Here is an 11,582-nt window from a genome sequence, read left to right as displayed (position 1 = left end):
CCATGTATTGCGTGTGTTTTTCGCAGGGGTGGGTATTTTTGTTGGGCTGGTTTGGATTTTGCTGTCTGCTGCTTCTGTTGGTGCTGTTGCTTGGCGGCTTACGCCGCTCCTACAAGAGGCACCCATCAGGTCCTTACGAATATCTCTACACGCCGATTCAGCTGCCTACCACCCGGATTGTCCTTGCCATTGACCTCATTCGGTGCAACCGGCTGCGATTCGCCGTAGCCATGTGCGGCCGCGTCGGTGGCACTGCCACGCTGGCGCAGTGCAGCCAGCACGGCCTGGGCACGGCGCTCGGACAGATCCTGGTTGTAGTCGTCGCTGCCCTTGGCATCGGTATGGCCGCGGATCTCCATCGCGCTGGACGGCACTTTACCCAGCGCCGTCGCCAGCACATCCAACACCTTGCCGGCATCAGGACGGATGACGTCCTTGTCGAAATCGAACAGCACCTTGTCGTTGAGGGTGATGACGTAGCCGCACGGCGCACCGGACGGTTTGAACTTGTCCAGCAGCGGGAACTTCCCGGCGGGCGGCAACGGCGGCAGCGGTGCCATCTTCACTTCGCGCGGCACCGCACCGATCGTGCCGGTGCCGTCGCCGCGATTCTCGACGATGCCTTCGGGGCCGCCGATCCACTTGCCAGAACCGTCGGCGTTGATCTCGATGTTGCCATCGCTGCCCACCCAGCTGCCTGAGCCATCACCGTGGTTCTCGATGCTGCCGAAGCCACCTACCCAGCTGCCGGCACCCTTGCCGTCCAGCTCGATGTTGCCATGCGCGCCCACATAGGTGCCGGAACCATCGGCATTCACTTCAAACGTGCCGGCGTCGTTGACGACGCTGCCGCTGCCATCAGGCTTCACTTCCACCACGCCATCGCCGGTTACCGCCTGGCCACTGCCATCGGCACCGATGTTGAACACACCGTGGCCGCCGACGCGCTCCAGGTTGCCTTGCGCGTCGACGTTGGTGAAGCCGCTTTCATTGACCAGTCCACCATCGGTGGCGCAGTTGGCCGGGCGCACGCTGATGCCGGCGACCGGGTCGATCAATGATTGCATCGACAGCTCCAGCCGCTTCTGTGCCGGGCCGCTGCCGATGATGCTGGGCACCATGATGGTCGGTATCACCGGAAACTCGATGCTGCCCGCGGTCAGCACTTCCGCGTTGGAGGCCGTTGGCGCAGCGGTCGCCGCAGGGGCAGCTTCCGGCGTTGCAGCAACAGGTTGATCGGCAGGCGCATCGCGCCCGCAGGCGGCGACGAGAACGCTGAGACAAGCCAGTGACAGGACAGCAACACGCATGCAGCAACTCCGTTTGTGCGGGAGCTGGCATTGTTGCCAAGGCGTCGTTCAATTTCCGTGACTGCTACAGATGTTCCAACCCACGATCAGGATTCATCCAGCGCAGCGAAGGACGCCGCAAGGTGATCAATGAACAAACGCACCGACGGCAACAAGCCGCGCCGAGAGGGAAACACTGCGTGGATGATTTCCTTCGGCGGCGCCCAGTCCGGGGCGACATTGACCAACTGCCCTGCATCCAGCGCGTCGCGCACGATCATCGTTGGCAACTGCGCTACACCCACACCGGCAAGCGCAGCTTCGCGCAGCGCCATCATGCCGCGGGTGACCAGCCGCGGATGATGCGGAACTTCCGCCACCGCGCCACCCGGGCCGATCAACCGCCAGACGTGCTCCGCCTGCGGCACACCCAGGGCAACGCTGGGCAATAGATGCAGATCGGCGGGACCGTGCGAAGGCCCATGCGTCTCAAGCAATGACGGTGCCGCCACCAGGCATTGGGTGCGCTCGGCCAATACCTTCAGCACCAGCTCGCTGTCTTCCAGCGGCGGCGGGCGCACGCGGATGGCTACATCCACGCCCTCGGCGATCACATCGACGCGGCGGTTGGTGGCATCCAGGTGGACTTCCACATCCGGGCAGTGCGCCATGAAATCGGCCACCATCGCCGCCACCCGGAAATCCAGCAGCATGGTGGGGCAGCTCACCCGCACCACACCGCGCGGCTGCGAGCGGGTCAGCTCGATGGATTCGGCCGCGGCCTCGGCTTCGACCAGCATCGCCCGGCAATGCGCGTAGAAGGTCTGGCCGACCTCGGTGACCGAGAAGTGGCGGGTGGAACGCTGGATCAGGCGCACCCCCAGCCGTTCCTCCAGCAAGGCGATACGCCGGCTCAGCTTGGACTTGGGCTCGCCCAGCGCGCGTCCGGCCGGGGCAAAGCCGCCGTGCTCGACCACCTTGGCAAAGTAGTACAGGTCGTTCAGGTCCTGCATTTCGGCTCCAGCGTTCACCAAATAGGACTATCAGACCATTTTTTGCCATCTACCGGCGTGATCGTCCCAAATCTAATCTTTGCTCCAACGCCGGCGCACCCCGCGCCGCCCAAGGAGCAGACAGATGAAGAAGATCAGTGGCCTGTACAGCGCGCCCCGCCCGCACTGGGTTGGTGATGGCTTCCCGGTCCGTTCGTTGTTTTCCTACAACACCCACGGCCGCCAGCTCAACCCGTTCCTGCTGCTGGACCACGCCGGCCCGGCCGAGTTCAGCCCCACCACCAGCCCGCGCGGCGTTGGCCAGCATCCGCACCGTGGTTTCGAGACCGTCACCATCGTCTATGAAGGCGAAGTGGCGCACCGCGATTCCACCGGCGCCGGTGGCGAGATCGGCCCGGGTGACGTGCAGTGGATGACCGCTGCCTCCGGCATCCTGCACGAGGAGTTCCACTCCGAAGCCTTCACCCAGCGCGGTGGCAAGCTGGAGATGGTGCAGCTGTGGGTCAACCTGCCGGCCAAGGACAAGATGTCGGCACCGGGCTACCAGAACATCAGCAACGCCGACATTCCGGTGGTGCCGCTGGCCGATGACGCCGGCAAGGTGCGGGTGATTGCCGGTGAATTCGGCGGCCAGCGTGGCCCGGCCCGTACGCATACGCCGATGGACGTGTGGGACCTGCGCCTGTCGCGTGACAAGCAGACCACGCTGCAGTTCGCCGAAGGCCACACCGTGGCGATGGTGGTCATGCACGGCACTGTGTTGCTCAACGGCAGCCAGCTTGCCCGCGAAGGCCAGCTGGTGCTGTTCGACCGTGCTGCCGGTGAGGTGGAACTGGAGGCCAATGCCGACGCCACCGTGCTGGTACTGGCCGGTGAGCCGATCGATGAGCCCATCGCTGGTTATGGCCCGTTCGTGATGAACACGCAGGAAGAAATCCGTCAGGCGATGGATGACTTCAACTCCGGCCGCTTCGGCCAGATCGCAGCGTAATCCGCCGATGACCGGGTTTAACCACCCGGTCATCTTTCTCTCGCGCTGGCGTTACCCCGTCGGCGCGACCCTGCCCCTCCCAGTGGTGAGACAGCCATGTATACCTTCCCTCAAGTTGCCAACTTCAACGGCGCAAAACCCGTCATCGATCCGAACAACGTCGCAATGCTGTTGATCGATCACCAGAGCGGCCTGTTCCAGACCGTGCACGACATGCCATTCACCACCTTGCGGCGATTGGCCTCGACGTTGGCCAAACTTGCTTCGCTGGCGAAGATCCCGGTGATCACCACCGCCTCGGTGCCGCAGGGCCCGAATGGCCCGCTGATTCCGGAGATCCACCAGAACGCGCCACACGCGAAGTACGTAGCTCGCAAGGGTGAAATCAATGCCTGGGACAACCCCGATTTCGTGCAGGCAGTGAAGGACACCGGCAAGCAGCAGCTGATCATCGCCGGCACCATCACCAGCGTGTGCATGGCGTTCCCGTCGATTGCAGCGGTGGCTGATGGATACCAGGTGTTCGCGGTGATTGATGCCTCCGGCACTTACTCCAAGCAGGCACAGGAAATCACCCTGGCGCGGATGATGCAGGCCGGTGTCGTCGTCATCGACGTGGCCGCGGTCGCCTCTGAACTGCAGAAGACCTGGAACCGCGAAGACGCCGCCGAATGGGCGCAGGCGTACACCAACATCTTCCCCAACTATCAGTTGCTGATCGAGAGCTACAGCAAGGCGCAGGAAGTGGTGACCAACCACGAACAGCTGGATTCACAGCGCAGCTGAGCCACATCGCGAGCTGGCTCCGTTACAGCCGCAAGGCGGAGCCAGCATCGCAACTGAACGTGCAACAGCCCATATCTCCGGGAGTTCCCGTGTCCGAGCTATTCATCAATGTTGTGCTCTACGCCAAGCAGGGCCGCGAGCAACAGCTGTACGACGCACTGAAGGTCGTCGTCGATGCATCGCGCGAGGAAGAAGGCGCGCTGCGCTATGACCTGTATCGCGACCAGGCAGACCCACGCCGCTTCATCTTCGTCGAGCACTGGGCCAGCCATGAGCTGCGCGAGAAGCACCATCACCACGGCCCGCACATCAAATACTTCGAGACGCACCACGCCGACGCCGTCGAGCGCACGGAAGCGGCGTACTTCATGGACCTCGTCAAGTAAGCCCCCCATTTACCCCGCCGCGATATGCGGCGCGATGCCCAAGCGCGTGCTGCGCCTTCAGCACCTCAGAAAGGAACCTCGCCATGACCAGCGAAACCAAGCGTGACCCCAAACGTGACGACCTGCTGACCCCGGAAAATGCGGCACTGATCGTCATCGACTACCAGCCGGTACAGGTGAACTCCATCGCCTCGATGGATCGCCAGCTGTTGGTCAACAACATCGTCGGCGTGGCCAAGGCCGGCAAGGTCTACGGCCTGCCGATCGTGCACTCCACGGTCAACGTGAAGACCGGCCTGAACCACCCGCCAATCCCGCAGCTGCGCCGTGTGCTGAAGGATGAGCCCACCTACGATCGCACCACCATCAACTCCTGGGAGGACGTGGAGTTCCGCAAGGCCGTGGAAGCCACCGGCCGCAAGAAGCTGATCATGACCGCACTGTGGACCGAGGCCTGCCTCACCTTCCCAGCACTGGACGCACTGCGCGAAGGCTATGAGGTGTATGTACCGGTGGATGCCGTGGGCGGCACCTCGCTGGCCGCGCACGATGCGGCATTGCGCCGCATCGAGCAGGCCGGCGGCAAGCTGATCAGCGTGCCGCAGCTGTTCTGCGAACTGCAGCGCGACTGGAACCGCGCCGACACCGCCAAGCAGTTCATGGAGCTGTTCATCAGCACTGGCGGTACCGCTGGTATCCAGTTCTCCTACGACGCTGCCGAGTAAGCAGATAGCGCCACCCTCCCTCTCCGGCAAACGGAGAGGGAGGGGTAACGTGGCTGCGTCCAGGCCATCAGCAGGCATCGCGCCGGTTGTGACCTCCTGCATGAATACGCAGGCACTATCCAAAGGTCCAGTTCCACCCATCACCGCTGCCGCGCTACCGTCGCCCGGTTGTTTCCCCACGGTATCCGCCCCATGCAGCCCACTACCCAAGACACCGCCTCGGCGCGCTTCGCGATCCGCTGTGCGAATTTCGCCGAACGCTGGTTCCCAGATTCCTGGGTGTTCGCCGCCCTCGCCCTGGCCGCGGTCTCGCTGGCCGCGCTGTCCATTGGCGCCGCGCCTACCGACACCGCCAAGGCCTTCGGTGACGGCTTCTGGAGCCTGATTCCCTTCACCATGCAGATGGCCTTCGTGGTGATCGGCGGTTATGTGGTGGCGTCTTCCGGCCCGGCCTCACGCTTGATTGATCGGCTGGCGCGCGTGCCAAAGAACGGCCGCAGCGCAGTCGCCCTGGTCGCCATCGTGTCGATGACCGCATCGTTGTTGAACTGGGGCCTGAGCCTGGTATTCGCCGGCCTGCTGGTGCGCGCCCTGGCCCGCCGCAGCGAGCTGAAGATGGATTACCGCGCTGCTGGCGCGGCGGCGTATCTCGGCCTCGGTGCGGTGTGGGCGCTGGGCCTGTCCTCATCGGCCGCACAGCTCCAAGCCAATCCGGCCAGCCTGCCGCCGTCGATCCTGTCGATCACCGGCGTCATCCCGTTCACCGAAACCATCTTCCTGTGGCAATCCGGCGTATTGCTGGCCGCGTTGGTGGTGGTATCGCTGATCATTGCCTACGTCACCGCACCGGCCGCCAACTCCGCGCGCGATGCGGCCGACTGTGGCGTGGATGTCATGAGCGATGCCGCACCGATCAAAACCAAGCCGACCCGTCCCGGCGAATGGTTGGAGCACAGCCCGCTGCTGATCCTGTTGCTGGTTGCGCTGGCCGCTGGCTGGTTGATCCACGAATTCAGCACCAAGCCGGCGATCCAGGCCATCTCCGGTTTGAACACCTACAACCTGCTGTTCCTGATGGCTGGTGCGTTGCTGCATTGGCGCCCGCGCAGTTTCCTCGATGCTGTCTCACGCGCTGTTCCCTCGACCACCGGCGTGCTGATCCAGTTCCCGCTGTACGGCTCCATCGCCGCCATCATGACCACGGTCAACGGCAGCGAAGGCCATAGCGTGGCCCACATCATCTCCACCTTCTTCACCCAGATCGCCAGCCACGACACCTATGCGCTGCTGATGGGCAGCTACTCGGCGGTGCTGGGCTTCTTCATTCCCTCCGGCGGTGGCAAGTGGATCATCGAAGCGCCGTACGTGATGCAGGTAGCCAATGATCTGCATTACCACCTCGGCTGGTCGGTACAGATCTACAACGCCGCCGAAGCCCTGCCCAACCTGATCAACCCGTTCTACATGCTGCCGCTGCTCGGCGTACTCGGCCTGAAGGCGCGCGACCTGATCGGCTTCACCTTCGTGCAGCTGCTGGTGCACACACCGCTGGTACTGCTGCTGTTGTGGGCGTTGGGCGCGACGCTGGCGTATACGCCACCGGTAATGCCTTGATGGCTTGCCGCAACGATTGAAGTCAGAACGCCACGCTTTGCGTGGCGTTCTGACTTCTTGCAACTGGATGGATGGAATCAAAACCAAGGGCATACAAGCACCCCCTCCCAACCTCCCCCTTGGCTTCGCCAAAGGGGAGGAACAGAGCTGCGCAGCCTTCCGCCCCCTCCCTTTCGCCGGAGGCGAAGGGGAGGGTTGGGGAGGGGTAGCTCTTGATCTCCGCCGACACTCATATGACTTCCCACCCATTGCATCCCAACCAGTAACTGCCACGATTCCACAGCCACCACCCATCAGGAACCGGCCATGCTGTCAGCTGCACTGCGCGTGTTTGTTGTGGGAATGCTCTGCGTTGCCGGCAACGCCGCAGCGGCGCCGCCGGATGCCGCCACCCTGCAGGCCATCGAGGCTACCGCCTACGACTATATGGACGGCCAGTTGGAAGGCGACGTCGCGCGGGTGACGCGGGCCCTGCATCCGGATCTGGCCAAGCGCAATCTCGTTGCCAATCCGAATGAAACACTGGGCCTGGGCCGGATGAGCTCGGACGAGCTGATCCGCTTCACCCGCGAGGGCGCGCTGAAGACGCCGCGCGAGCAGTGGCAGCGGACGGTGACGGTGCTGCAGGTGGATGAGGACATTGCCACGGTGCGGCTGGAAAGCCCATGGTTCATCGATCACCTGCAAATGGGCCGGTTTGATGGGCGCTGGGTGATCGTCAATGCGTTGTGGCATCGGAAGGTGCGCGGATCTTGAGTTGGGTGGTTTGGCCTTTGGGTCTACGTGCCAGGAGCTTTCCCCCACCCCACCCCAACCCCCGCTCCGCGCCCCGGCCCTTGCGCTGGCGCAAGTGCGTTCGATGGGCAGCGAACCAATGGTTCGCAAGCTGCCCCTCTCACCCCGCAGGCGGGAGAGGGGCTTTACTTCGTTTTGAATTTTTCTTGAACTGATACTGAACGGAGCCAGCAAACCCCGTTATCGTATGCGGCTTCCATCCGTTGCCCGCCGCGCCATGAGCCAGACCGAAGTCGTGCATTCCACTTCCGAACACGGCAACTGCGAGAACTGCCGCACGCCCCTGCAGGGCCACTACTGCCATGGCTGCGGGCAGTCGGCGCATAACCCCCTGAAGAACTTCGGGCATGCGGTCGAGGAGGTTTTCGAATCGTTCTGGCATCTTGATGGGCGCATTTTCCGCACCCTGCGCGATCTGCTGGTGCCGGGCCGGATCGCCGTCAACTTCCTCAAGGGCCAGCGCGTCGGTTATGTGCAGCCGCTGCGGCTGTTCGTGATCCTTACGCTGTTCACCTTCTTCGTCGGCAAGCTGACCCTGCACAGCGACGACTTCGGTACCGGCAGCAGTGCCGATCCGGCCTTCGCCAAGGCGCAGACCGTAGCCGAGGTGGAAGCGGTGCGCGCCGCCCAGGTGGTGCAGATGGAGCAGCAGCAAAAGGCAAATCCTGCGGCGGCGCCAGCACTTGCCATTGCCATGGCAGCGATCAACACCTCAGCTGCGCAGCGCAGCGCGGAACTCGAAGCAAACGCGCAGCCATCCGCACGCAGCGCTACCGACTCGGCGCTGGCGCGTGCCGACGAGGCTGCCGAGCGTGTCAGTGCGGAGAAAAAAGCAGTCTTCGTCAATGTCCCGGTCAACGGCAAACCATGGGATGCCGAGACCAACCCCATCGTGCTGGAGGGCTGGCCGAAATTCGCCAGCAGCTGGTTGAACCGTCGCCTGGCCAATGGCCAGGCCAATGTCGAACGGATGGGCAACAAGACCGATCTGTACGTGCAGGCCATCCTGACTTCGCTGCCCGGTGCGCTGTTCTTCCTGATGCCAATCTTCGCGCTGGTGTTGCGCGTGGCTTACATCCTGCGGCGGCCGATGGGCTATCTGGAGCATCTGGTGGTGGCGCTGTACAGCCACTGCTGGTTGATGCTGGTACTGCTGACCACCTTCCTCATCGCCGGTATCAGCGGTGCAATCGCCAATGCGGTGGTCAGCGCGATCTGCGCCTGGCTGTATGTGCTGTTGTGGCTGTCGGTGCCGGTGTACCTGTTCTGGATGCAGCAGCGCGTGTACGGCGGCAATCCGATCCTGACGCTGCTGCGCTACAGCTTCATCGGCTTCATCTATTTCTTCCTGGTCACCTTCGTGGTGATGTACGCGGTGCTGGCTGGCGTTTCCGCTTGAACCCGGCCTAGGCCTGCGTTGCCTGCAACCACGCCTTGCGCGCAGCGGTTGAATGGAAACTCCAGGCAACAAAGCGGCTCTGCTTGTTGCCCTGCGCCATCGCCACTTCACGTACCTCGGCTGCGCCAACCTTGCCCAACTGTTTGTGGATATCGGCCAGGTGCTCGCTCTTGGCCACCAGTGAGCTGAACCACAGCACCTGATTCTGGATGTCCGCGCTTTCGCGAATCATCCGCCGCAGGAACGATGCCTCACCACCGGTACACCAGAGTTCGTTGGCCTGGCCGCCGAAGTTGAGCGCAGGGGCCTTGCGGCTGCCTGCCTGCGCGCCACCGAGATTGCGCAGCTTGCGCTGACTGCCCTGCGCCGCCTCCTTGGCCGAGGCATGGAACGGCGGATTGCACATCGTCAGATGGAAGCGCTCATCGGCCTGCAGCAGGCCGGCGAACAGGTTGCCGCGTGCATGCTGCTGACGCAGCTCGATGAGCTGACCGAGGCCATTGGCCTGCACATTGGCATTGGCGGCCTGCAGCGCATCCGCGTCGATATCACTGCCGAGAAAGCGCCAGCCGTACTCAGCCTGGCCCAGCAGTGGATAGATGCAGTTGGCGCCGACGCCAATGTCCAGCGCGCGCACGACGGGGCCGCGTGGAATCACACCGCCGTTGTCGTCAGCCAGCAGATCAGCCAGGCCGTGCACATAGTCCACGCGTCCCGGCACCGGCGGGCACAGGTAGCCATCCGGGATATCCCAATGCGGGATACCGTAGTCGCTGGCGAGCAGCGCGCGGTTGAGCTCGCGCACGGCAGCCGGGTTGCTGAAATCGATGCTGTCAGTGCCGGCCGGGGTGCGGATCAGGTGCGCGCGCAAAGCGGGATTCGCCGCAACCAGACGCACCAGGTCATAACGGCCTTGATGGCGGTTGCGGGGATGCAGCAGCGGCTGTGCCGGTGTGGCAGTGGGCTTGGCGCGCGGACGTTGAGGCGAAGAAGTCATGTGCTTATTGGATGCCAAGAGCGACACGCGGAGGCTCTCGTTGTTTGTGGGAGCGGCGTCAGCCGCGAAGCACGTACATCATCAGATGGCACACGTTGCCTGCGCTTCAACAACCTCAGCTTCGCGGCTTACGCCGCTCCCACAAGGTGGGATGCGGCACCGCCAGCTGCAGCAGCCTTCTACAGCTCCAAACCCTGCACGTTCTGCAGCAACTGCGCACCGTGTTCACCCACGCGCAGCGCGAGCGCCGCGGCAATCGCCGCATGCGCGTCACGCAGCACTTCGGCTTCATTCCGACTGGCGTCGATGACCTGCTTGTTGGGCAGCTCTAGCTGCTGGAAGATCAACCGGCAACGCTCCAGATTCTGCGCGGTCTCGAAGTGATTGGGCTTGTCGCCACGGGCGCGGATCCGCTCCAGCCCCTGCTCCGGCTGCAGATCCAGCAACAGCAGCAAATTCGGGCGCGGCGCGAAATCGTTGGCCTGCAGCATCTCGTCCAACGGCAGCCCAGCGGCGCCCTGGTAGGCCACCATCGACGGGAAGTAGCGGTCGAGGATGACGACCTCGCCACGGGCCAGGGCCGGGACGATGACCTCTTCCACGTGCTGGCGACGGTCGTGCAGCAGGTATTCGACCTCCTGCTCCGGGCTCAGCCGGCCGGTAGCGGCGGTGGCGCGCAGGCGGGTGCCCCACGGGCCATTGGTCGGTTCCTTGCCCAGTACCACCTGTGCCCCTGCAGCACGCAGGTGCTGGGCCAGTGTATGGGCGAGCGTGGTCTTGCCAGCGCCATCAATGCCTTCGATGGCAATGAGCAGGCCACCGGGAATCTGTTGGTTATCCATGGGCGCTACTTTAATCGGAACCGGCTGATATCGCGCGGCTTGACGTCGCTGCAGCCCGGCCAACCGCCACGCTGGGAACAGCCCGCGCTCAACGCGCGGGCGCGGTGCAGCCGTTGACCGCACAGTATTCGGCGGCCCGCTGTTGCTCCTGCTCGGTCAGCTCCGGCGGTGGCCGGGCGATGGCTGACTGGATCTGATCAGGGCCGCCGGTGAGCTTGTTCAGCCCCTGCGCGGCCTTCATCAAGCCGTAACCGATGCCCATCATCAGGTAACCGCCACTCATGCCAACCTGCTCGGGTGAAGGCGGCTCGCTCCAGTTCTTGCTGAAGCGGTTGGGCGCAGCCTGCACCGGGTTCTTGAAGCGATACAGGTCCAACGGCTCATCATCTTCGGGCTTGATCGCGCGTACTTCGCCCAGGGTGGTGACGTTGCCTTGCACCGGCACCTCCACGACATCGCTCGGATCGACTTGCACGTTGTCGGCACGTTCCGGTTCGACCACCACGGCCCCGGGAGGCGCGGCAGCCGTGCTTGCCGGCACTGCTTGCTGTGCCTGTGCCACTCCCGCCAGCATCATGCCGGCCAACAATGTGCTCCATTTTGCCGGTAATGCCACAGCCACCCACCCTGCCTGTTGCGCGTCGCCTGCAGCATACGCAGACAGTCCTTCACATTTTGTTGGAACACCGCGGTCCGTTCAGCATGTCGTAATCCCAACGGGTCTCACGGCGTGAGACACCGATAT

The 11,582-nt window shown here is 63.6% G+C and carries 12 protein-coding genes; 7 read left to right on the top strand and 5 right to left on the bottom strand.

Features of this window, described 5'->3' with window-relative positions:
- Positions 1-125: 125 nt before the first annotated feature.
- Together ACVOK8_RS15715 and ACVOK8_RS15710 are read right to left on the bottom strand one after the other, a co-directional pair.
- Positions 126-1,310, bottom strand: a complete 1,185-nt coding sequence (locus ACVOK8_RS15715; protein WP_481567650.1) for an OmpA family protein — start codon at positions 1,308-1,310, stop codon at positions 126-128.
- An 86-nt stretch (positions 1,311-1,396) separates the two neighbouring features.
- The gene (locus ACVOK8_RS15710; protein WP_481567649.1) at positions 1,397-2,302 is read right to left on the bottom strand and encodes a LysR family transcriptional regulator; all 906 of its coding nucleotides are present in this window, start codon (positions 2,300-2,302) and stop codon (positions 1,397-1,399) included.
- Between the two features lie 124 nt (positions 2,303-2,426).
- On the opposite strand from ACVOK8_RS15710, the gene ACVOK8_RS15705 reads away from it, so the two are divergent.
- The 7 genes from ACVOK8_RS15705 to ACVOK8_RS15675 all read left to right on the top strand — a co-directional run bounded on the left by ACVOK8_RS15705 (position 2,427) and on the right by ACVOK8_RS15675 (position 8,998).
- Positions 2,427-3,293 carry a pirin family protein gene (locus ACVOK8_RS15705; protein ID WP_481567648.1) on the top strand — a complete coding sequence of 289 codons (867 nt, stop codon included), beginning with the start codon at positions 2,427-2,429 and terminating at the stop codon, positions 3,291-3,293.
- 96 nt (positions 3,294-3,389) lie between these two features.
- Entirely contained in the window at positions 3,390-4,079 is a 690-nt protein-coding gene (locus tag ACVOK8_RS15700; protein ID WP_481534124.1) for an isochorismatase family protein, read from the top strand.
- 89 nt (positions 4,080-4,168) lie between these two features.
- The gene (locus ACVOK8_RS15695) at positions 4,169-4,465 is read left to right on the top strand and encodes a putative quinol monooxygenase (RefSeq protein ID WP_481567646.1); all 297 of its coding nucleotides are present in this window, start codon (positions 4,169-4,171) and stop codon (positions 4,463-4,465) included.
- 83 nt (positions 4,466-4,548) lie between these two features.
- Positions 4,549-5,190, top strand: a complete 642-nt coding sequence (locus ACVOK8_RS15690) for a hydrolase (RefSeq protein ID WP_481544298.1) — start codon at positions 4,549-4,551, stop codon at positions 5,188-5,190.
- A 192-nt stretch (positions 5,191-5,382) separates the two neighbouring features.
- Positions 5,383-6,804 carry a short-chain fatty acid transporter gene (locus ACVOK8_RS15685; RefSeq protein ID WP_481567644.1) on the top strand — a complete coding sequence of 474 codons (1,422 nt, stop codon included), beginning with the start codon at positions 5,383-5,385 and terminating at the stop codon, positions 6,802-6,804.
- A gap of 306 nt (positions 6,805-7,110) precedes the next feature.
- On the top strand, positions 7,111-7,560 hold the full coding sequence (locus tag ACVOK8_RS15680; protein WP_481567643.1) for a nuclear transport factor 2 family protein: 450 nt from the start codon (positions 7,111-7,113) through the stop codon (positions 7,558-7,560).
- Between the two features lie 226 nt (positions 7,561-7,786).
- On the top strand, positions 7,787-8,998 hold the full coding sequence (locus tag ACVOK8_RS15675; protein WP_481567642.1) for a DUF3667 domain-containing protein: 1,212 nt from the start codon (positions 7,787-7,789) through the stop codon (positions 8,996-8,998).
- Positions 8,999-9,005: 7 nt separating this feature from the next.
- Here the strand turns inward: ACVOK8_RS15675 and rlmF are convergent, their stop codons facing one another.
- The 3 genes from rlmF to ACVOK8_RS15660 all read right to left on the bottom strand — a co-directional run bounded on the left by rlmF (position 9,006) and on the right by ACVOK8_RS15660 (position 11,414).
- Positions 9,006-9,995, bottom strand: a complete 990-nt coding sequence (rlmF, locus tag ACVOK8_RS15670) for a 23S rRNA (adenine(1618)-N(6))-methyltransferase RlmF (protein ID WP_481567641.1) — start codon at positions 9,993-9,995, stop codon at positions 9,006-9,008.
- A 179-nt stretch (positions 9,996-10,174) separates the two neighbouring features.
- Positions 10,175-10,837, bottom strand: coding sequence for a dTMP kinase (gene tmk / locus ACVOK8_RS15665; protein WP_481567640.1), 663 nt, complete (start codon positions 10,835-10,837; stop codon positions 10,175-10,177).
- 88 nt (positions 10,838-10,925) lie between these two features.
- On the bottom strand, positions 10,926-11,414 hold the full coding sequence (locus ACVOK8_RS15660) for a hypothetical protein (protein WP_481567651.1): 489 nt from the start codon (positions 11,412-11,414) through the stop codon (positions 10,926-10,928).
- Positions 11,415-11,582 lie beyond the last annotated feature (168 nt).

Source organism: Stenotrophomonas sp. STEN083 (genome assembly GCF_056759195.1).
The sequence above is the reverse complement of the archived record's forward strand: the minus strand, read 5'-3'. Positions and strand labels throughout refer to the sequence as shown.

Bases quoted from the DNA above. Each gene is read 5' to 3' on its own strand.
- ACVOK8_RS15700 (WP_481534124.1), top strand. From the start codon at position 3,390: ATGTATACCTTCCCTCAAGTTGCCAACTTCAACGGCGCAAAACCCGTC.
- tmk (WP_481567640.1), bottom strand. From the start codon at position 10,837: ATGGATAACCAACAGATTCCCGGTGGCCTGCTCATTGCCATCGAAGGC.
- ACVOK8_RS15680 (WP_481567643.1), top strand. From the start codon at position 7,111: ATGCTGTCAGCTGCACTGCGCGTGTTTGTTGTGGGAATGCTCTGCGTT.
- ACVOK8_RS15705 (WP_481567648.1), top strand. From the start codon at position 2,427: ATGAAGAAGATCAGTGGCCTGTACAGCGCGCCCCGCCCGCACTGGGTT.
- ACVOK8_RS15715 (WP_481567650.1), bottom strand. From the start codon at position 1,310: ATGCGTGTTGCTGTCCTGTCACTGGCTTGTCTCAGCGTTCTCGTCGCC.
- ACVOK8_RS15675 (WP_481567642.1), top strand. From the start codon at position 7,787: ATGCGGCTTCCATCCGTTGCCCGCCGCGCCATGAGCCAGACCGAAGTC.
- rlmF (WP_481567641.1), bottom strand. From the start codon at position 9,995: ATGACTTCTTCGCCTCAACGTCCGCGCGCCAAGCCCACTGCCACACCG.
- ACVOK8_RS15660 (WP_481567651.1), bottom strand. From the start codon at position 11,414: ATGATGCTGGCGGGAGTGGCACAGGCACAGCAAGCAGTGCCGGCAAGC.
- ACVOK8_RS15685 (WP_481567644.1), top strand. From the start codon at position 5,383: ATGCAGCCCACTACCCAAGACACCGCCTCGGCGCGCTTCGCGATCCGC.
- ACVOK8_RS15710 (WP_481567649.1), bottom strand. From the start codon at position 2,302: ATGCAGGACCTGAACGACCTGTACTACTTTGCCAAGGTGGTCGAGCAC.
- ACVOK8_RS15690 (WP_481544298.1), top strand. From the start codon at position 4,549: ATGACCAGCGAAACCAAGCGTGACCCCAAACGTGACGACCTGCTGACC.